The organism is Parapedobacter sp. 2B3 (genome assembly GCF_041925275.1).
Classification (GTDB): Bacteria; Bacteroidota; Bacteroidia; order Sphingobacteriales; family Sphingobacteriaceae; genus Parapedobacter; species Parapedobacter pyrenivorans_A.
Window position 1 is genome coordinate 18081 of sequence record NZ_JBHEUZ010000003.1, and the last position, 22391, is coordinate 40471.

13 protein-coding genes are annotated in these 22391 nt (G+C 51.9%); 3 read left to right on the top strand and 10 right to left on the bottom strand.

The window, feature by feature from the left end; genetic code table 11:
• Positions 1-20: 20 nt before the first annotated feature.
• From nusA to ACEVG1_RS04565, 3 genes are all read right to left on the bottom strand, one after another.
• On the bottom strand, positions 21-1259 hold the full coding sequence (gene nusA, locus ACEVG1_RS04555; protein ID WP_374742381.1) for a transcription termination factor NusA: 1239 nt from the start codon (positions 1257-1259) through the stop codon (positions 21-23).
• A 1-nt stretch (position 1260) separates the two neighbouring features.
• Positions 1261-1731, bottom strand: a complete 471-nt coding sequence (rimP, locus tag ACEVG1_RS04560; protein WP_374742382.1) for a ribosome assembly cofactor RimP — start codon at positions 1729-1731, stop codon at positions 1261-1263.
• Between the two features lie 114 nt (positions 1732-1845).
• On the bottom strand, positions 1846-2619 hold the full coding sequence (locus ACEVG1_RS04565; RefSeq protein ID WP_374742383.1) for a helix-turn-helix domain-containing protein: 774 nt from the start codon (positions 2617-2619) through the stop codon (positions 1846-1848).
• 111 nt (positions 2620-2730) lie between these two features.
• On the opposite strand from ACEVG1_RS04565, the gene ACEVG1_RS04570 reads away from it, so the two are divergent.
• On the top strand, positions 2731-3087 hold the full coding sequence (locus tag ACEVG1_RS04570; RefSeq protein ID WP_374742384.1) for a GIY-YIG nuclease family protein: 357 nt from the start codon (positions 2731-2733) through the stop codon (positions 3085-3087).
• Here ACEVG1_RS04570 and ACEVG1_RS04575 read toward each other — a convergent pair.
• Both ACEVG1_RS04575 and ACEVG1_RS04580 read right to left on the bottom strand, forming a co-directional pair.
• Positions 3065-6184, bottom strand: coding sequence for a peptidase MA family metallohydrolase (locus ACEVG1_RS04575; protein ID WP_374742385.1), 3120 nt, complete (start codon positions 6182-6184; stop codon positions 3065-3067). The genes ACEVG1_RS04570 and ACEVG1_RS04575 overlap by 23 nt on opposite strands.
• Before the next feature lie 72 nt (positions 6185-6256).
• Positions 6257-8602, bottom strand: a complete 2346-nt coding sequence (locus tag ACEVG1_RS04580; protein WP_374742386.1) for a transglycosylase domain-containing protein — start codon at positions 8600-8602, stop codon at positions 6257-6259.
• Between the two features lie 120 nt (positions 8603-8722).
• On the opposite strand from ACEVG1_RS04580, the gene ACEVG1_RS04585 reads away from it, so the two are divergent.
• Positions 8723-9631: a polyphosphate kinase 2 family protein gene (locus tag ACEVG1_RS04585; protein WP_374742387.1), complete on the top strand. Its 909-nt coding sequence runs from the start codon at positions 8723-8725 to the stop codon at positions 9629-9631.
• Positions 9632-9644: 13 nt separating this feature from the next.
• Here the strand turns inward: ACEVG1_RS04585 and ACEVG1_RS04590 are convergent, their stop codons facing one another.
• From ACEVG1_RS04590 to ACEVG1_RS04600, 3 genes are all read right to left on the bottom strand, one after another.
• Positions 9645-10532 (bottom strand): PorP/SprF family type IX secretion system membrane protein, encoded by an 888-nt coding sequence (locus ACEVG1_RS04590; protein ID WP_374742388.1) that lies wholly within the window; start codon positions 10530-10532, stop codon positions 9645-9647.
• Between the two features lie 51 nt (positions 10533-10583).
• Entirely contained in the window at positions 10584-17093 is a 6510-nt protein-coding gene (locus ACEVG1_RS04595) for a BspA family leucine-rich repeat surface protein (protein WP_374742389.1), read from the bottom strand.
• Positions 17094-17188: 95 nt separating this feature from the next.
• Entirely contained in the window at positions 17189-18535 is a 1347-nt protein-coding gene (locus ACEVG1_RS04600; RefSeq protein WP_374742390.1) for a right-handed parallel beta-helix repeat-containing protein, read from the bottom strand.
• Positions 18536-18658: 123 nt separating this feature from the next.
• On the opposite strand from ACEVG1_RS04600, the gene ACEVG1_RS04605 reads away from it, so the two are divergent.
• On the top strand, positions 18659-20611 hold the full coding sequence (locus tag ACEVG1_RS04605) for a histidine kinase dimerization/phosphoacceptor domain -containing protein (RefSeq protein ID WP_374742391.1): 1953 nt from the start codon (positions 18659-18661) through the stop codon (positions 20609-20611).
• Here ACEVG1_RS04605 and ACEVG1_RS04610 read toward each other — a convergent pair.
• Together ACEVG1_RS04610 and ACEVG1_RS04615 are read right to left on the bottom strand one after the other, a co-directional pair.
• Positions 20592-21206: a response regulator transcription factor gene (locus ACEVG1_RS04610; protein WP_374742392.1), complete on the bottom strand. Its 615-nt coding sequence runs from the start codon at positions 21204-21206 to the stop codon at positions 20592-20594. The genes ACEVG1_RS04605 and ACEVG1_RS04610 overlap by 20 nt on opposite strands.
• A gap of 59 nt (positions 21207-21265) precedes the next feature.
• Positions 21266-22237 (bottom strand): cation diffusion facilitator family transporter, encoded by a 972-nt coding sequence (locus tag ACEVG1_RS04615; RefSeq protein WP_374742393.1) that lies wholly within the window; start codon positions 22235-22237, stop codon positions 21266-21268.
• Positions 22238-22391: the final 154 nt, after the last annotated feature.

Genomic DNA, 22391 nt, shown 5'->3' on the forward strand with positions numbered 1-22391 from the left:
AGTGGCGGCCCAGCCAACGCTTATTCAAACTCTGCCTCCAACACGTTGACAATCTCTTGGATGGTGTTTTCCTCCAAATCGGTACGCCGTACCAGTTCATCTACCGAAAGTGCCAACACGGACTTAGCGGTATCCAAACCTACACGTTTCAACTCGTCGATAATCCATCCGTCTATTTCATCAGCAAATTCTTCGATATCCACATCTTCCTCCACTTCCTCTGCTTCACGATATACATCGATCTCGTAGCCGGTAAGTTTACCGGCCAGTTTGATATTGTGCCCGCCGCGCCCGATTGCCAAGGACACTTGATCGGATTTAAGGTACACTGCCGCTGTCATGTGCTCGTCATCCAGCTTTATCGATCCGATCCGTGCCGGGCTCAATGCCCGTTGTATGTATAACTGCGTGTTATTGGTGTAATTGATCACGTCGATATTCTCATTGCGCAATTCGCGGACAATACCGTGGATACGCGATCCTTTCATTCCCACGCACGCCCCTACCGGATCGATCCGGTCGTCGTAAGATTCAACCGCCACTTTTGCACGCTCACCCGGTTCACGGACAATTTTCCTAATCGTAATCAAGCCATCGAATATTTCAGGTACTTCCAGCTCGAATAGGCGCTGCAAAAATGCCGGCGCTGTGCGTGAAATGATAATGCGCGGATTGGCATTGACCATCTCTACCTTATCCACCACCGCACGGATGGTATCGCCTTTTTTAAAGTAGTCAGCGGGTATCTGTTCGGTTTTGGGAAGAATCAACTCGTTGCCTTCGTCATCCAGTACTAATGTTTCTTTTTTCCATATCTGGTATACCTCGCCGGTAATCAGCTCGCCCTCCCTGTCTTTGTATTTCTTGAATACTTCGTCCTTCTCGAGTTCCAGGATTTTCGAAACCAGGGTCTGCCGGGCGGCCAGAATAGCCCGGCGGCCGAAACTTTCGAGTGTTATCTCCTCAATGTAATCATCGCCCACTTCCAGGTCCGGGTCATACTTCCTTGCTTCGGCAAGTTCAATTTCCAGATCGTCGTCTTCCGAAAATTCGTCTTCCACGACTACGCGGGTGCGCCATATTTCCAGGTCACCGTTATCCGGGTTCACGATTACGTCACAGTTTTCATCGGTACCGTATTTCCTACGGATCATACTACGGAAAACTTCCTCCAGCACGCTGATGACCGTCGGGCGGTCGATGTTCTTGAACTCTTTAAATTCCTGAAAAGAGTCAATGAGATTGATATTGTTGCTCATTTTATTTAAATGAAATTAACACCTTTATTGTTTTGATGTTCTCAAGGGGTATCGTCTCCTGTTGTTCAACAGCCTTTTTCCCTTTTTCTTTTATTGTTTCCATAATCGTGACAGACGCATCAGCCACGTCCGTTAATCTACCTGTCTTGGTAGTCCCATCCTGCAGCGATAGCTGGATGGTTCTACCGGTATTCTTGCGGTATTGCCTTACCGTATGTAGCGGCCTGTCAATACCGGGCGATGATACCTCCAAGCGGTAAGCGTGGGGAATCGCATCCTCCTCCTCCAGCTGGAACCCTACATACCGGCTGATGGCCGCGCAATCTTGGATGCTGATACCGTTATCGCCATCAACCAGCACTTCCAGGTTGCCGTTTGGGTGCATTTTCACGTCCACCACAAAGAGGTCATCCCTGTCGACAATTTTCTCTTCTACCAATGCGGTAACCTTCTCTTCTATTGAATGTGCCACGTTTCTACGAACTACTAACCATGAAAAAAGGGGACCACAACTGTCCCCTCCCTCTCAAGATGATGCAAAGATAAATAAAATCTTTAAAAATCAAAAATCATGCACCCCTTGTTTTCACCTTTTTTCAACCACCGTACTGATGGTCTTTTGCATTTGTGTCATCATGGCGGTAAGGGTTTCCATGGTCGGTTCCGGCGTTGGCTCCGGCAGCTGCGTGCTGATATATGCTTTTGCCTTCCATACCTCCAGGATATCGTCGGCCCCCACCCAATACGGCTCGTAGCTTTTGTTGTCAGAAACCAGTTTCAGCCCCTTCTCTTCCTTATATTTAAAGGCAATCCGTTTGTAAACCACGCCTTCATCCCGCGAAATGACGACATAGGTTTGGCCGGGTTTGATTTCATTCCAATTTTCCACATACTCAGCAATGACCACACTACCCGGCTGCAGGGGCAACATGGAATCGCCCTTGATCTCAAAAGCCCTATAGGTACCCTGCCTAAACATCGGCAAGCTGAACCTGGGTAGTTCAGCGATGTATTCCGGGTCGGCATAGCCATTCAGATAGCCCGCACTGGCTTTTACCGGCACCAATTCGATATTCTCCTTGTCTTCGCCATCCACCGTGACGCTAAGCACCCGCACGCTGGCGGCATTGCTGCGTGCGGTGGGCTTCCACTTGTCGTTGATCTCGTCGTTGGCCAACTCATCCATCGTCAAATCGTAGAAGTCGGCAATTTTCTTTAGCAACTCATACTTCGGTTCTGCACGCTTTTCTTCATAAGCTCCCACAGAAGCCCGCTTAATGGACATTTCATCCGCAAATTGCTGTTGGGTAAGCCGCTTTTTCTTGCGGAGATATTTAAGATTGTTAGCAATATTAGACATAAAAATAAAAATAAATTTGGATACACTAAATTAATTAGTATTATTGTGCCAATAAAGTTAGCAACTTTTTCTAGAAGACGGAAATTAATGCATAAATAATTTTTCCACAACATGAACAGCTACATCTATATCCTCACTGACAGCAACCGCAACTGCCTCCATGTGGGCTTGACCGATGATCTTGAAAAGGCAGCAAAAACCTATCGCGAACTTACCGGGTTGTTTTTCGACTCCCCTTCCAGCGTATCGCGGCTAGTATACCATGAAGTGCTTTTAAACGGCGAGCAGGCGCTACGCAGGTTCAAAGAACTAAGCCAGTATACCCGCATGCAGAAAGAACGCCTCATACGGCGGCACAATCCCAATTGGCTGGATCTGGGCATCGCATCGCCAAGATCAAGCACAGTGCCCCCGGGTTTGTCGTATCGCGGGCGATTGGCAGCCGTTACCAGCCGGGCGCAAAGTTGAGTCCGAATGTACCGAATTTCACATCGGCGCGTTGGAATGGAAATGCATAATACGGCTCGAGTATCATCGCTCCGAACAAATTGACCCGTAGCGATACGCCGGCGCTCAGCGCCGGAATCCGTTCATACGTTTCGATCGCCGGTAAGTTGGGGTCGTTCGGGTTCGGCTGAGAATCGATCAGCCGGGGGGTGCTCCGAAATGCCACCTTCGAATCACTGCTCCACGCTAAACCGGCATCAAAAAATAAATTCAGGTCGGAGAACAGCATACCCGAGCGGATAACGGCCAGCTTTTCGGGTCCGGTAAAGGGCAGCCGAACTTCGAGATTCACCACGGCGATACGCGTCCCCATCAAACTGTTGAAATTAAAACTCCCAGTGCTATTGCGGAACGACGAACTTTCATACCCCCGTATCAAATGCGGATACCCCAAAAACAACGGATAGAGTGCATTCTCGTGGCGACCCGCCCGCATATAGGTATATGCCCTAGCGGCTACGGTAACCGGCTGGTATCGGTTATACTTCCGTACGTCAAATGTATATGCCGTAAAGTTATAATCGCCGAAATATTGTTCGGCCCCTACGCGGTAGCGATAGCCCTGCAATGGCGCGGCGATACCGAAAACGGCATGATCACCAACGAACGAGGTGTTTACCTGTTGGATAGTAAATGCGTTGAAGTTCCCACCGAACACTTGGCTTGCCTCGTCATTGGATATCTTATCACGGCCGCCATAGCCATAATAATAGCTCTGCCACCATCGGTCCACGCGATAGCTGTAGCGGGCAATCGCGCCTCCTACTTCGAAGCGGTGGTGCCGTGAAAACGGATAAGCGCCAAAGGCCTCGGCCTGCTGTTGGAACGTACGGATGATATAGGTATCGAGGATCGGTTCTTCACCGCTTCCAACATCACGCACGTCGTACATTGAAAAGCCCGACATATACGGAATGTGCGAGATGGCCCCACCCCAGTTGATACGGCTCTTCTGGTTGATGTAAGCCACCTGGCCACCGAAATCGTAGATTTCACCATTTATAGACAACGCAGCAAAAATCTGGTTATGGCCAAGGATATCCGAAAACATACCCTGTATGCCACTGGCTATACCTGCACCGTAGCGGCTACCCACGGCCAATCCCATGCCGCTGTTGGCCAAGTAGTCCAGCTTAAAGTTCGGCTTATAAGACACCGAAGCAATCCGGTCATCGCCGATGCGCTGGAACAGGTTAAAGTTTTTCAGGTTCGCATTCACCACATCTACGCCTAGGTTTTCAGGCGGCGGTAACATCGCTGCCGTGAAGTTGACCGTATACGGATCTACCTCCACACCCTCAAAATCGCTCTCTTTGGCATTGTATAGCGAATAACCGTTATTACGGAAATATGAGTATAACACGTCACCGTTCGCCGACAAACTCAATGCGGGCGAATATTCAGTTATACCACTAATCCCCGTGAAATATTGGGTCAGCCGCTCAACTTTGCCATCAGCAAGGGTATATCGGTACATATTGCGGAAACCATCGCTGTTAGACAGGAAATAAATCTGGTTGTCATCTGCCGAAAACTGTGGATTCAGGTTGTTGGCGCCTTGAAATACGTCAATGTTCGTAATGGCCTTCGTTTCTATGTCCACCACGGCAATATTCATCGGAATATCTACGCTTCTCGAATCCGACTGCAACGATACCCGGTCGGTACTAAACACAATCTTTTTCCCATCCCGAGAAAAAGCAGGCTGATAGTCGGAATAACCATCATCTATCAGTTGGGTAAGAACTTTGGTTGCCACATTGTAGAGGTAAATATCGCTATAGCCGTTTTTCAATCCTGAAAACGCGACCGTTTCCCCATCGGGCGACCATGCAATGTTTGCAAACTCCGAAATGTCTCCCATCGCCTCCAGCATCAACTGCTTGCCCGTCTGCACATCCACAATCATAAGCCTGTTTTTGCCACGGCTGAATACGCTGAAGGCAAACTTGCGGCTATCCGGCGAAAACGCACCGGACGATTCGATAAAACTATACTCGTCTATATCCTCGTTGGTCAGTTTGCTGCTCAATTTCCTAATGTTTCCTCCGGTTTCAGCGTCCGCCAGGAACAAGTCTATACTAAATAGGCTCTTTTCGGAAAGAAACGCAATGTGTTTGCCGTCCGGCGAAATCGCCGGCGAGACATTCATCCGCCCCGAATTACCGGTGTTGATGATCGACCTGCCCACGGGCTTCGCCGCCGTATCTATCGGCAGGCTGCGGTAGGCGTTTTCCATGCTATTTTTCCAAAGATTGGACAAGGTCTGCGCGTCGTAGCCAAACACGCGCCTGATACCCATTTCGTAGCCGTACATGGCCGTTGCCTTGAATAGCGGCATAATCACCGTATCGCCGTAGGTAGAACCGATGTACGACCAGAATGCTTGCCCGTACCGGTAAGGGAAATACCGATTCATGTTTTCTGTCATCGCCCGCAGCGAGGGGATATCATTATTCAAGTAGGCATCGCGCATCCACATGGCCGTAAACGCATCCTTCTTACCGATGGAAAAATATTCGGCCATCCCTTCCACCATCCAAAGCGGTATGTTACCGATATTTTCCAGGCGTGTCGAGTCTCCTCCTTCCATCAGCACCCGGTACTGGAAGGCATGCACCAATTCGTGCCCCAGCACGTGCCGGGTCTGGTTGTTGGTCTGCATCACCGGCATCACTACACGTGTTTTGAACGCCTCCGTAACCCCCCCCGTTCCCACGCTAATCTCGCCCTGCACGGTGGTGGTTTGCTGAAACTCCGGGTGGTTGGCATACAGGATAATCGGATTCTTGCGCAAGAACGTATCACGGAATACCTGCTGGTGCAATTCATACCACACCTCACTTTCCTTGGCGAGCCAACGCACAAGCGAGTCGTTTTTCAGGTAGTAGTGCAAGTTAAAATGAGGAGTTTCATACACACTGAATTTCAGCGATTTATACCTCATTTTATTCTGACCGAAATACTGGGCCTGCACATGGGTGGCAACGGTACAAAACAACCATATAGCAAGTGTGTTCAACAACGAGCGCCTGAAAAATCGACTGCGGTATGTCATGAAAAAAAGGTGTTAGAATATACTATCTAATTAGAACGAATATCGGTGAAAAAGTTTAATTCTCGCAACATATTATTTTTGCCCTTCCACGGCAGGTGCGTTTATATCGATCCGCTGCTCCAGTTCTTCCAAATCCACCGGAATTTCCGGAAGCCTATCGGGCAGCATCAACGGAGCGATGCTATCCACGGCCGTACTATCGGGTTGGATAATGCGCGGACTAGGGCAATTGTATTTCCGGGTGATTTCCACGCCCGGTTCGGGAAACGGGCCGTAACCATAGGCGAGCGAATCGTCTTGGTAGAGCTGTTCCATGAACTTGCCAAATACCGGGAGGGCGGTCCTGGACCCTTCGCCCGTCTGCGAGTTCCTGAAATGGATGCTGCGTTCGTCGCACCCTATCCACACTCCCGTTACCAAATCTTTCGTTACCCCCATATACCAACCGTCCACATAGTCCGAGGAAGTTCCGGTCTTTCCGCCAATCTGGTTATTTTTTCGCCACAGGTCCCACTCCCACAAGGCTTGCGAAGTCCCCTCCGGCTCTTCCATCGTGCCCCGCAGCATATAACCCATCAACCAGGCGACTTCTTCACTGATTACACGCGTAGTCGCCGTTTTGAACGAGGCGACCGTATTTCCGTGGTAATCTACAATTGCAGACACCAAAATGGGCTGTACCTTCTCCCCTTTGTTCATAAACGTGGCGTAGGCGTTGACCATCTCAAAAACACTCACATCGTTGGAGCCGAGGCTCACCGAGGGGACCGATGCCAGTGGGCTCGTAATGCCACAGCGATGGGCAGCATCCACTACCTTGTCCCATCCCACCTCTTCGGTTATCTGCGCCGTGATCGAGTTGACCGACCGCCCCATGGCCCAACGCAGCGACATCTCTCTTCCGCTGAACACCCAATCTGCGTTCTTGGGTTCCCATACTTTCTTCTCGCCATTTTCTACATAGTTGATGCGCACGAACTTGTCTGTGTATTTGTCGCAGGGAGACATGCCCGCCTCCAAGGCGGCGAGGTAAGCGAATGGTTTGAACGTGGAGCCGGCTTGCCGCTTCGACTGGAATACGTGGTCGTATTTATAATATTCGTGGTTGATGCCACCTACCCATGCCTTTATTTCCCCGTTGTAGGGATCCATGGTCATCAGTCCGGCGTTCAGCATCATGGCATAGTGGGCAAGCGAATCCATACTGGAGTACTGCACCTCCTTCGGGCCATCCCACGTAAACACCTCCATTGTTTTCGGTAGGTTGAGGTAATGGAAAATACTATCTTTATTGCCCTCGTATTTCTCGGTCAGTTGGGCATAGTAGGTGGTCCGTTCGGCCAGTGCTTCCAGAAACCCTTCAATCACCTGCCCATCGGAATCCCGCCACGGTATTTCACCTTGCCAGGCATTTTCCAGCCGTTGCTGCAGGGTACCCATTTGGCTAGCCACCGCCTCTTCGGCATGGCGCTGCACCCGTGAGTCGATGGTGGTGTATATCTTCAATCCATCCAAGTAGATATCGTATCCATGTTCCGTGCACCAATCGGCCAGCCAGCGCTCCACCGCCGCGCGCAGGTACGAATCGCCGCTCCCCAGTTCCTCTGTTTCACCCAAGCGCAGTCCCAATGGCGCTGTTTTGGCAGCCTCAAACGCTTCATTCGTCAGCATCCCGGCCTTATGCATCTGCCCCAGAACCACGTTCCTGCGCTCGAAGGAACGCTCCGGATTACGCACGGGGTTGTACCGTGTGGTACCCTTCAGCATCCCCACCAGCACAGCGGCCTCCGTGGCGCTCAGCTCCGATGTTTCCTTATTGAAGTAACGCCTTGCTACGGTTTTGATGCCATATGCGTTGTTACTGAACGAGACCGTATTGAGGTACATGGCAAGGATGTCTTTCTTACTATAGTTGTTTTCGAGCTTGTAGGCGGTGAGCCATTCTTTAAGCTTGAACACCAGTACGCCCACCCCCGGCACATTACCGAGCAGCCCGGCTGATTGGCTATAGCGTGTGCGATACATGTTCTTGGCAAGCTGCTGGGTAATGGTACTGCCGCCCCGCGGTTCGCCCCGCACAGCCGAGGCGATGCTCGAAAAGATGGCAAGGAAGTCGACGCCATGGTGCCGGAAAAACCGGATATCTTCGGTGGCAACCAACGCATTTACCACATCGGCCGAAATACTGTCATAAGGTACGGGTGAGCGGTCTTCCTTGAAATAACGGCCTATGAGCACACTATCGGCGGTATACACCTCAGAAGCCACGTGCTGGATGGGCCTACGGATATCCCGGGCCGTGGGCGAATAGCCAAACAACCAAAGGAAATTCACTTCCACCATGCATACCAGCAAAATAATCGCGTAGATGACGATGACGGCATAACGTATGAAGCGGTTCCGTATCTCTTTAAACATTGGGTAAAGATGACGATTTGTTTTGATAATGCATACGGTATTATCCGGTTTTACGCTACATATCCCTTTGCACTTCATTGATAAAACCCTATCTTGCAGTCACTTTAATTGAACACCACCATGTCTAAAATCACCCAGAAATTCGGGGTTACCTCCGGCAAGCCTTTCAAACTGGCAAATTTCCGGACCGACGATGCCGGATCCCTTAAAAAGAAAGAGGCCAAGGCCGATCTGGCCGATTTCCAGGCCGAGCTAAAAGAGTACCAAGAGCGGCTGTATGCCGAAGATTCGCAAAGCCTGCTCATCATCTTCCAGGCCATGGATGCCGCCGGTAAAGACGGTGCCATCGAGCACGTAATGAGCGGTGTGAATCCCCAGGGGTGCCAGGTGTTCAGCTTCAAGCAGCCCACCAGCAACGACTACGAGCACGATTTCCTTTGGCGGCATTACAAGGCATTGCCCGAGCGGGGTCGCATCGGCATCCACAACCGATCGCACTACGAGTACGTGCTTATCTGCAAGGTCCATCCGGCATTCAACCTATCGGAACGTATCCCCGGGTATCGCGCTGAAGTCGATTTCGACGACAAGTTCTGGAACGACCGGTACGAGAGCATCCGGCAGTTCGAGGCCCATCTGCATCGCAACGGTACCAAGGTCATCAAGTTCTTTCTTCACGTTTCGAAAGAAGAACAAAAAGAGCGGTTCCTCAACCGCATCGAAGACAAATATAAAAACTGGAAATTTTCAGCGTCAGACATCGAGGAGCGCGGTTATTGGGACGATTACATGCGCGCCTACGAACAAGCCATCGCTGCCACCGCTACGGAAGACTCGCCTTGGTACATCATCCCGGCCGACAAGAAATGGTTTGCCCGCTACGCCGTGGGCAAGATCATCGTGGAAACACTGGCGGATATGGAACCGGAGTTCCCTAAACTCCCCGATGAACAACGCGCCAAGCTTGATCATTACAAGCAAGTACTGGAAAAAGAACCATCCTTTACTACGCTACCGCCCTTGGAATGACCGTTCTTGCGCGTTATAATAAACTCGTGTTCCCGCCGAAACGGTAGCGTATTCCCACTTCATGTGTCGTGTTGTTGATCCGTCTATTCAACGGCTCATTGCGGGTATTGAACTGATAGCTGTAGCCAATTCCCAAACCGCTGAAATTCAATTGAGCCAGCCCGGCTACCTCGCCATAACTCCGCATGTTTAGCCCTATGCCACAAACCTGCTTGATGAATGCCATTACGCCCACGTCGACCTGCGGGCGTAAGCTCTCTGCGTAGGTTGCCAAGAGCGAGGGCTTCACATGGAAGTCGCTCCCAATCGGAAAGAGCGCCGCCGCCATCACGTGGTACTGGTTTCGAAAATCGTATTGATTATCGCCTCCCACGCCAAGATTACTTAGCATAAGCCTGGGCAAAGAAAGTCCAACGTAGTACCGTTCGGGCGAATATACAAGCACGCCGAAGCCGGTCATCACATCGGTTTCCCGGATATCATCCCGAAAAGCCGGGTCGTGGGGGTCGAGCGCAGAAAAATTACCATTCACGTAATTTATCCCCACGTTGAGCGATAAACCGAGATACTCCCTTTCCGAAATGCGCACGGATTTGGCAAAGAAGGCACTAGCTTCCAAATTATCTTCTACCGCCATACTTTCATGTTTCACATTTATTCCCAGGGTCGCACCGATGGACTGCCAGCCAACATGTGCGCTTCCCCAATAGACGGTAGGTGCACCTTCCAGCCCCACCCATTGCCGTCTCCCAATGAAAGACACCTCTCCGTTTCCACTCATTAAACTCGCTGCGGGGTTCAATGGCGTCCGATTTTCCATATATTGCGTATATGTGAGCGCCTGCTGGGCTTGGGATACCGTTGCGCCAAACAGCAAGACCCCCGCGATTATTTGTTTCATGAACCTCATTTTATGATCGACCATTTTTGTTATACTTTAAAATACCACCCATCAATACCTAAGCACAAAATAACCTTTGTGATGCCTCCAATCGGCACCTTCTTTGATTTCAACAATACAGAAGTACGTACCCGCGGGGAGGTTTATCAACCCCGAACCTTTACCTTTAAACGAACGTAAACCATTGTCATAGCCGCTTACTTCATAAACGATGGTACCGTTCCGGTTAAAAATGGTTACCCGGTTTTCAGGATAGTCCCTTATCCCTTCAATCATCAGGAACTCATTTACGCCGTCGCCATTGGGCGATACTGCCTGATGGATCCTTACGGGAAATTCTGCTTCCGAATCCACCACGCGCGCCGTGATGGTGACCGGCTGGGCGGCCTCGTAGCTTTCGTTCCCGGCCTGTGTAGCCGTGATGCGAACCGTACCTATCCTTAGGATGTTCAAGACACTTCCTTCCAACTGGGCCACCTGCTCGTCGTCCACCAACAGAGTTACCGGCAATCCGCTCGAACTACCCACCTGTAGGGAAACGGAGCCTATATTACGGTCCACTTGCCCCACTTCCCCAAAGTTGATCACTTGCTGGCCTTTGGCCACTATCAACCGCTGTGCAGCCACCGGCGTATTGCTGTAATTCGCATGCGGAGCTACGGTAGCCGTTATCGTGGTTGTACCCGCGCCTACCAAACGGATTATTCCATTTTCCACTACCGCTACGCGCTCGTTGCTACTGGCATAAAGGATGAGTTCGCCGGAGCTTGCCGCTGCCCCTGCCGCGAAATCATCGTCGCCCATCGTCTTCGCCGCTATTTCCGGAAAAGAGAGGCTCCGTGTGGCCGGGGTTACCGTCAACTCGGCTGTAAGCACCAGCGATTCATAGTTCGCCCCGCTCACCGTGGCCGTTACCGGCTGGTTACCCGCATCCACGCGGCTGTTGTTGGCATAGGTCGCATCCGTGCCGGCAGGCAACGTACCGTCAATGGACAACGATTTCGCCGTGCCGTCGTATGTAAACGAGCCATCGGCCAGCGTAATGCCCGAGACCGCGGCCGGGGTTACCGTCAGCTCGGCTGTAAGCACCAGCGATTCATAGTTCGCCCCGCTCACCGTGGCCGTTACCGGCTGGCTACCCGCATCCACGCGGCTGTTGTTGGCATAGGTCACGTCCGTGCCGGCAGGCAACGTACCAGCCAACGCCAAGGACTTCGCCATACCGTCGTATGTAAATGTACCATCCGCAAAGGTTACGTTCGTGGTGGTCGCTTTTTCAATGGCCAATACAGCCGTAAATTCACGGGTCGAGTTATCGGCCAGCGTCACGTTAGCCGTCACGGTGTACACACCAGCGTTGGTATGCCCGTTATTGGCGTATACCACCGTTGCCCCCTCCGGCAGGTTCGTCACCTCCAATCGGTGTTCCGCGCCATCGTAGGTGACGGTCCGCCCTTCAAATACCGGGTCTACGCCAGGTGCCGTTGCCTCGGTAATCATCAGGGTCACTACTGCCGATGCAGCCGTGTAATTCGTCGACTGCGCAGCGGTGACCGTAACCGTATACGTACCAGCATCGGTGAATGACACCGCAGGCGAATAGGCCAGCTCAACTTCATTATGGTTCAAGGTCGCCACCACCGACTTTGCCGTACCGTCATACGAATGCGCTTGCATCGCATCGGCGGCAATCACAGCGGCAGCCCGTTCAATGGTGAGCACACCGTTGAGGGTTTCGGTCGTATAGCCCGGACGCGAAACGGTGGCCGTGATTGTATAAACCCCAACGTCTACCACCTCGTTGATGTCATAAGCCACCGTCGCGTCGTCCGGTAGATTTTCCACGGTCAATCCGTGCGGCTGTCCGTCATAGGTAATTGTACGGGAAGCCATCGTGTAATCCCCGCTTGCAGATAACGGATGGATGACCAGTTGCACATTACGGAAAGCCGTGGTGTAGTTTTCACTTTGCATCGCCCGGACGGCGATCTCATACGTACCGGGCAACGTATACCCCTTCGCGGGCAGGTAGTCCAATTCCACTTCATCATGATCCAAACTGGCCACCACTTCCTTCACGGTTCCATCGTAGGTATGTTCCTGCACCGTTTCTGCGGTGATGATGGGCGTCGCCCGTGCAATGGTCAGCGTGGCTTCGAATGCCTCGTCGGGTTCGCCCGGCAGGCTCACGATCGCCGTCACGGGATACACGCCCACGTTCACCTGTCCGTTATTGGTATAGGTCACATCCGCACCAGCGGGCAGGTTCGCCACGGCCAGGTATTGCGGCTCGCCGGTGTACACCACAGTCGCTGATGGCAGGTGTAATTCCTCTGCGGGCACAATCCGCAGCGTGAGCGTCCGCGACGCGGTCGTATAGTTGTCCGTTTGTGGGGCCGTCACGGTGATGTTATAGTTACCCGGATTGGTATACCCGCTCACCGGCGTATAGATAAATCCAGTCTCATCGTGGTTCAATGTCGCCTGCACGCCGATTTCACTACCTGTATACGGATAAATCTGCACGGCATCCGCAGTGATGACCGCCGTTGCCCGCTGGATGGTCAACGTGCCCGTCAGCTCCACATCCGCATACCCCGGCTGGGTCACCGTGGCCGTTACAGTATAGGTACCCGTGTTGGTCTGTCCATTATTCACATACGTTACGGCCGCCTCGCCAGGCAGGTTTTCCACGGCTAGGCTGTGGGTTCCGCCATTGTACGTGACGGTTCGGGATGGCAACGTCATATCGCCGGTCTGCTCTGCCGGTTCGATGATCTGTCTCACCGTGATGTTTGTCGCCTCGTAGTTTGCCGACTGGTTCACCCGTACGGTGATATCGTACTCTCCGACCCCGGCATAGCCCCTTTCTACCGGCATAAAGATCAACGGCGCCTGGTCGTGGTTCAAGGCAGCCACCACTTGGTGCAATTCGCCGTCGTAGGTAAATGTCTGGATGGCATCTGCCGTAATCACGGATGGAGCCCTGACAATCCTCAAGTAGCCCTGGTTAACGATCAGGTTATAATTGTCGCCAAACGTGAAAGAACCCTGCCTGATGGGATAAACCTGTACGTTTTCGCCAGGTTCGCGTGCAAATGAACCAGCAGGTTCGTCGCCCGCCACCAAACTGCCATTCGTCACCATATAGGTGTAAGCTACCGGATCCGTATCGCCGTAGACCTTCTCATGCTGTCCAATCGTAATGGCGACATTACGCGAAGTGATGGTTAGCGTACCCTCCAGCACTTTCGGCTCAAAGCCAACACGTGTTACCGTTGCCGTCACCTCGTACTCGCCCACGTCGCGCTGGTTGTTGCCCACGTAAGAAATTACTGCGTCCGGTGCCGCGCCGGTAACGAACAGGAACTGCTCCTCACCGTCGTACGTAATCACCCGGGATGCCATGGCCAGGTTTTGCTGCTGCCCCAGTTGTATCACGAGTTGCACGTTCACGGATGCCGCTTCATAGTTAGTGCTTTGTTCAACGGAAACCGTCACGTCATACTCACCCACCTGGTTAAAGCGGTCGGTTGGATCATAGTTCAACACCGCCTCGCTATGGTTAAGTGATGCCACCACTATCTTATTCGTTCCGTCATAGGCATGCGTCTGCACCGGCAGCGCGGTGATGACCGATGGCGCCCTGTTGATGGTCAATACGGCCGTCATTTCTTTGTCTTCGTACACCCCCCCACCGTCAAGATAAGCGGTAACAGTGTACATATCACTGTTCACCTGTCCATTGCCGGTATAGGTTACCTCTACTTCGTCGGGCAACGTACCTTCAATAAAAATAGCATGCGCATTGCCATCATACGTACGCCAATCGTCCACAAAGACGATCCCTGTAATCTCGGGCAGCGCCGTGAGCGTGGAGAAGCTCCATGTTTCACTCCAAGCGGAGATTTGCCCGCCAACCACGGCCTGTACCCGCCATAGGTATTCACCGCCTTCGGGCAACATGGTCAGTTCCCTTGACGTAGACGCGGTAGTCCCGCTAAAATAGGGTGAGCCAAAGTCGCCCCCCACTTCGATAACCTGTATGAAATACGAGGTTGCGCCATCCACCGCCTCCCATTCCAGTGTCACGGGCTGGGCCAGGTCGGCACTTCCGTCTGCCGGGGCCACCAATACCGGACCTGGGTCGGCGCAATCAAGCGCCTTACTATCGTCCTCGAACACCCAACCGTGGTTATCGATGAGCGACTGCCGCGCTGCTTCTCCCAGGCAATATGTAAGGCCATGTGCATTCAACGTGAGCGAAGGTTGCACGGCTTGGCCTGCCCAACCAATCAATGTCGCATCATAATTGGCTGTAGACATGCCTGCATCAAAAAACAAAAGATGCATATTGGTTACATTTGAAACATCCCAACCACCAATATCCTGATTAAACGCGTGCGCACTTTGGAACAGTTGTCCCATATCGGTCACGCTGCTTACGTCCCAGCCGGCGATATCGGCATTGAATAAGGATGCGCTCGCAAACATCAGCAACATATTCTCCACTTGGCCCACCTCCCAATCGGCGATGGGTTGGTTAAATGATGTATTGGCAAACATGCCCGACATATCTTTCACGTTGCTAACGTCCCAGTCGTTAAGTGGCTGATCGAATTGGCTTGCAAAATTGAAGAGATGAGCCATTTTGGTCACGTTGCTCACATCCCACGCATTTAAGGGCTGATTGTACGCCACCGCTGAATTGAATAAGGAAGTCATATCTTCGATTGTAGACACATCCCAATGTTCGATGTTTGAATTGAATTTCGAAGCCGACTGGAACATCCTTGCCATAGACACCACATCGCTCAAATCAGGAGCATCCGTTGCAGTTACTTCCAACTCGTTCGCTCCAGAAAATGCCAATTCCATCGATTTCCAAGCGATATCGCCCCATTGTTTCACATCCAATATCTTTTGTCTATCGCCATTACCGTAGAAATAGATCCGCGGGAAATCACCCGTAATACCCACATCATAGGTGCCGGCGGTTGCATAGGTATGAGTCAAATCAGCCACATTATCCCCATCCTGCCAAGTGGTCGTGGTTCCGTCACCCCAGTCGATGGTCATGTCGTAGCCTGTATCCACTATGGGAATCGAGATTTGGTTATCGGCGGAAGTCCCCGGGTTATCGGTCTTCCACGTGGTGATGAATGGCCTCGGCGCAGGCGGCGAACCCTGAAACTCGTAAGCTCCCATATCCACCGGTTCACTATCGAACTGGCGCGGATTCCCGTCCAGATCGGTCGTCACGCCGGCGAGATCGGGCACCTGCCCGGCCGCGTAATACGCATTGCTACCGGCATTTATTGCCGCACTGTAGGGCGATAGCCTGAAATCGCCGTCCAATGTCGGTGCCGCATAAGGCCCGGGCTGAAAAATCAACAACGGGTCCGTATCCATATTCCCCACGCCTGTATAGCCCCCTTCCACGATACTATGCGTAATATTGAACGAGCCATCCTCATCGGCGGGCGGTGGCACCAGGTTAACGCCCACATTCCCGCAGATGATGCTGTTCCGGATGAACAGTTCATAGTCGGCCGTTGCCCCCGTCAGCGCACCGTCAATGCCGCCCCCTCTGCCGCCGCCACCGGTGGCGTGGTTGCCATAGACGGTCACATTGGTCAGCCAGCCGCCGTAGATATTCCGCACGTAAATACCGCCGCCCCGGCTTTCGGTTGCCTGGTTCCCGGTAATCAGCACGTTTGTCATCTCGATGTTCACATACGGCCCCAAATAGACTCCACCCCCCATCCCCGATGAGTTGTTGCCTGCAATACGCACGTTCCTGAATACATTCGTCAACGTAAAGTTGCCACTTTGACCCAGGGTGTATACCCCGCCGCCTGGACCATCGGTCCCATTCCCGAAGTCTTGGGTGGTATTGCTGATGATTTCGCACCGTTCAAAAACAGCACCCGAACCGCTTAAGTACACCCCGGCACCGCGCCCGGCCACATTTTCTTTGATGACGAGGTTCCGCAGTGTGGGCGACGACTGGAAAATATACAGCCCGCCGCCGTAGCTCTGTCCGAAACCGCCCGCCGCCAGCGACCCCTCTGCATGGCCATGTTTAATAGTAAACCCATCCACTTCACCGTCGGCGTCCCCACGGAATGCCACCACGTGGTAAGCACAGGTAGGGTCGGCATACCCGTTTGCATTGAAATCGCCCGAAAGGATGGTTTCGTTGGCCGCTATATCGCGGTCGGCCCGGTCGGTTTCTCCTCCGGCAAATCCGCCATACACCCCTATCGACTTTCCATCTATCAGGAAAGCATTGTCCCGATTCATCGGATCGAGCGTATGGATATCGTTAACGGGGCGATTCGGCACGTATGTACCCGCAGCCACCCATACCTCGTCTCCGTCGGCAGATTCATTGATCATCAGCTGGAGGTCGGCAGAAGCGTTGCCCCAGGATGAACCGTCGGCAGCTCCGGCAGGCATCGGCATTACATAGCGAATGGTTTGGCCTTTTGCCATTTGTAATACAACCGACAGCAACAACACGGTAAGCAGCGACGGTATCGGGAACATACGTTTCATTCGAATAGATTGTTTTTTCATCACTTATTGTTTATCAAGGCAATCACGACGCCTTGGGTAGTTTTAAAGCTATGAGCCTCAAGGGGCCGGATAAGTTATTGTTGTTTTGGCAGTACACAGCCTTTGCCATCCCAGGGCATGAATCCAACCGGCAGCCCCTCTTCCAGCTGCAACAGCGGCAGAAATATCTCGGCATCCATGCCCACAGCGTTGCCCTGTAAGTTGAGACCGAGCATACTGCGGAGCTGATTGGCACCCGTATTAGCCACTGTCACCGAAGCATCCACTTGCTCACGGCTGATTTCCACCCGGCTACCGTAAATAGTAGCCCAGCGTTCGCCAATTGGAATTTTAATCAGTGCAGCTTCGTTGCCGTCACTGCTCGGGTCTACCAACATGGCTTCATCCAAGATATCATTCGCCTTCATTTTCGCTCCGTTCTCGTCATAGTCGTATTTGGAGTTTCCGGCAAAAAGGTTGTTGCTCATCACGATCCTGGACCCTTTGTTGTACACACCGCCCATATCGGCAAAGCCAAACACGTTGTTGGTGACGGTCGCGGTGAGGAACTGGTCCAACGCCAGCGCATTGCCCCCGTAGGTTGCAATGGGGTCATGCTTCCAGTTGAACAGCGAAGTATTGTTGGCAATCAGGAATTGCGGGGTCATCTTCGGGTCGCTGCCTACATAGCCGGTGCGGGCAAAGATGCCATAACCGGTATTGTTGAGGCAAAGGTTATTACGGATAATGCCCTTGCCCCCCTGGAAAACCCGTACGGACAACGCCCCTTCAGAAGGAGCCGTATTCATCACCACGCAGTTCTGCACGGCAATGTTAGTGTATTTGCTACCCACGATAACGATTCCGCCCGACTCCGGCGACGGGTTTTGCCCGGTGGTCGGGTCGGCCTTCCGGCGGATGGCCAGCCCCTTGTCCAAGTGGTAGCGGTTTCGCGGACCATTATCTATAATGATACCATCAACCAAGATGGTCCCCCCTTGGGCAAGCTGTCCATTTGCCTCGCGTTGCTGTTCGGTACGGATGTACAGCCTCGGGCTGGTAGATTTCATGTACTCATTCGTGCCCGTAAAGATGGTTTTGTATTTATCCCATGGATCGCGCACGGTAAACGTTTCGTCGTACCCGCCAATGATATGCACGGGCACATTGATTTCGTCAGCACCCATTGATCCCTTGCTCAGGTACGTACCGCCGGCTATGCGTACAATATCATTTGGTTTCAGCAGATGGATGATATTGCCTAGGTCTTTCGCCGGCTTTTCTTTGGTGCCTTGCTGGCCCGATCCGTTTGCTTTGCTGACAAACCACTCCCTGCCCTTTTTCGCAAAACTAGGCGAGTTGTTTCCTTGTGCCAGCGCAGGCAGGGCAGCCATCATACAGGCCAGCAGGCAGAGCGCAAATTGAGTTGGTAGAGTTTTCATCGTCTGAATAGATTAATTGTTCCTTTCGGCAACAAAATTGTCCAAAACAATTTTTGCCCATTTCACCCGTTTGAGTGATTTTTAAAAAAGTTGTTTTTAATACCTTTGCATGAAACGGACCGTATGGTGCAATCGCTATTTGTCTTTCTTCTCGCGCTTGTTGGTTGCGTAGGTTTCACGTTGGCACAGGATGCCAAGCCGGATGCCTACCAAGACAGCTTACAGCAGGCCATAGACCATGCTCCCTCCCGGGAGGCACGGGCCGATGCGTTATATGAGTTGGGCGCATACCTGGTACAGCGCGATCCGGACTATGCCGAAAAGATAGCCACAGAACTAAAAGACAATCACATAGCGCCTGCAGACAGCAACAATCTGCGTCGTGCGCAGTATATCCTGGCGGCCAGCCACCGGTGGCAGGGCGATTACGCTACGGCATTGAACGAATACAACGCCATCTATGACTATTCCAAACGGCACAACGATTCGCTCGATATCGCTAAGAGCGGCCACTTCATCGGTACGCTTTCCACATTTATCGGCAACAACGCCGCCGCCCAGCAGCATCTTATAGAAGCGGCCGGCATCTATGCCCGCATCGGCACCCCCAAACAGAACGCCTCCATCCAAAATAGCCTGGCCAGTTTCTATCTTGGCATGGACCAGCAGGAGAAAGCCGAAAGCTGGTATTTAAAAGCGTTGCAACAATACGCGCTGTTGAATGACAGCGCGGGCATGGCCAATGTAAACGCCAACCTCGGGATGCTCTATACCGGCCTGGGCAATTTCAAAAAGGCCGAACAACATCTATTTAAGCAACGGGAACTCAACAAAGTCTTTCCCACCCTACGGGAAATGGGCTTTCACTACGATTTCCTGGGCAAGCTCAGGCAGGAAGAGGGAAAAGTGCGCGAAGCATATCAACACATGACAAAGGCCTTGCGCATACGCGAAAACCTGAGCAGCACGTACAACCTATGCGAATCAAAGCTAAACGTAGGCGAGATCTTAATCGTGATGAACCGGTATCCCGAGGCTATCGAGCAGTTGAAAGCGGTGTTCATGTTCCAAGAGCACCAGTCGCTCAACCAACAGCAACGGGCCTACGAACTGCTTTCTGAAGCCAGCGAAAAAAGCAACAATCTCGAAGCCGCACTCGATTACGCCAAAAGCCTGAAGAAGATAACAGACTCCATCTATACCGAGGCCTCCATCAGGGCCATCGCCGAAAAAGATGCCCAATTCAATACCCAGCGGCACCAAACGGAAATCGAGTTGCTCAATAAGGAAAAAGAAATTTCGCGGATGCAATTGAAACGTTCAACGGTCATCGTCTATTCCGCTATTTCCGGTATTTTGCTGCTAGCTGCCGTTGCCCTGATTTTCTATTGGCTTTACCGGAAGATAAAAACCAAAAACGCCATCATATCCGAAACACTCAAAGAGCGCGAATTGCTGCTGCACGAAGTGCACCACCGGGTCAAAAACAACCTCCAGACGATTTCCAGCCTCCTCAACCTCCAATCCAAGTATGTAGAGGCGGACTCACACGCCTTTGAGGCGCTGCAGAAAGGAAGAGACCGGGTACAATCGATGGCCATTCTGCACAAAAACCTCTATACAGGCGTCAATTTCGCCGCCGTGGATATGCAGCGCTATTTCGAAGAACTGGCAGACAACATCTTAAAATCGTATAAGAACAACGACACCACCATACGGCGTATCATCGAAACCCACGGCATCACCCTGGATGTGGAAACAGCCATCCCCGTGGGGCTCATCGTCAATGAACTGCTCACCAACGCGTTGAAACACGCCTTCCCCGGCCACCACGTTAACCAGCCCGAGGTGGTCATCACCATGAAACGGGATATGGATGGCTATTTGCTCATCATCCGCGACAACGGAGTGGGTATACCCACAGAAAAAGCAAGTACGGAAAGCGAAGAGTCATTTGGCCAGCGGTTGGTACGTTCGCTCACACGGAAACTACAGGCTACGGTTCAGGTAACGACTATGGCAGGCACAACGTTTGTTATCCACATGCCTTTCCCCGCTAATGAAGCAGTTCGGTAAGCCGGGCAATGGTTTCCGATCGGGAGCGGGTATCCAGTTTCTCAAAAATGTTCTTCAGGTGGGTCTTGACCGTATTGACCGAAACGAAATTCTTTTCGGCCAACTGCTGATTTGTTTTTCCTTCATACAGGTCTTTCAAGATATCAAACTCCCTGTCTGTTAAAGGCTGGTGTATGTGGCTGTTTACGATGGCAAGGGAAAGATCCAGCGGCAGGATGAATTTCGAAAAATTGTACAGCGCTATCTCGATGCTCGAATACAGTTCTTCTTCCCGAAAGGGCTTCACAATGTACCCCATCGGCATGGTGTGTTTGGCCTTTTCCACAAACTCCTTGCTGGAATATGAGGTGAGGTAAAGGAACGGTATCTTGCGGCTTTTGTTGATGTATTCGGCTACATCATAGCCTTCATGTTGACCATTCAGGTTGATGTCCAGCAATGCCAAATCCGGCTTTTCCCTATCCATGATCCGCAATGCCTCATCTTTGGTATAGGCGATACCCGACACGCTGTAGTCCACATTGTTCAGCATTTCCTTAATGTCTTCCGCAATGATGGGATCGTCTTCAACGATAAGCACTCGAATATCAAACATAGCAACTAGCAGGTTACCCCATTTTTAGGCTCCCAAAATACAAATAATTACCAGAGTAGTCAAAAATGCTTCTCGTTTTTGCTGAGGACTTTGTCATCCCATCGCACGTCTTTCCGTTGGGGTTCACTCCGGATGGGGCAGTTTTCCATACGGCAATAGCTACAGCACGCCGGCACACAAGGATCGGCGTGGATAAACAACTCGGTATTTGCATGTAAGTGGGTGTTTATTAATTTATCGACGGCCGATACTTCATCGTGCACCCGGTTCAGGTCGTAGTAGTTGGGCAACGTTACGTGGCAGTCGATGTGCAGTTCGTGCCCGTATCGCTGCACGCGGAGGTTGTGCACGTCTATCCAGTCATTTTCGCGGTGCTGCTGCAGTATCGATGCGATTTCGCCCACGAGTTTCGTGTCCGATTCATCCATCAACCCAGCGATCGACTTGCGGAGCAGCTTATAGCCGCTCCATAGGATATAAAGTCCCAAGCCCAACGAAAGCACGACATCGATCCACACCAGCCCGGTAAGATACATCACCAGCAGCCCCACCAGCAGCCCCACGGTGCTATAGGCATCGGTCTGCAGGTGCTTGCCATCGGCCTGCAGCGTGAGCGAATTGAGTGTACTGCTTTGCCGCACCATGTAAGTGCCGAGGGCTAAATTGGCCACCCCCGTAAAGGCGATCAGTCCCATACCGCTCATCAGGTTGCCAATGGGCTCCGGGAAGAAGATGCTGTGGCCGGCTTTACCTAGTATCAGTACCCCGGCGATGAAGATGAGGCCACCTTCCAGGAAAACCGAGAAAAACTCCACCTTGCCGTGGCCATAGGGATGGTTGCGGTCTTTGGGCCGCGCCGCGAGGGTGATGCTGTAAAATGCGAAGCCCGATGCCACGACATTAACAATACTCTCCATCGCATCGGTCAGTATCGCGTTAGAGTTGGTGAGCAGGTAGGCGGCAAACTTTACCAGCATGAGCACGATACCGGTAACCAACGCAACTCGGATGATTTTCTTCTGTTTGTCCACAACCCATGAATTTTTACAAAGGTAGTCAAAGATGGCTTCTTTTAAAGATGACTTCCCTCTGTGATTGGAGTCGTTGACTACCGTCTTACGAAGCAACGGCTTCCACATACAAGCCCGCTCGGTTCGTTGTATATAGCACGGCATAAAATACCTG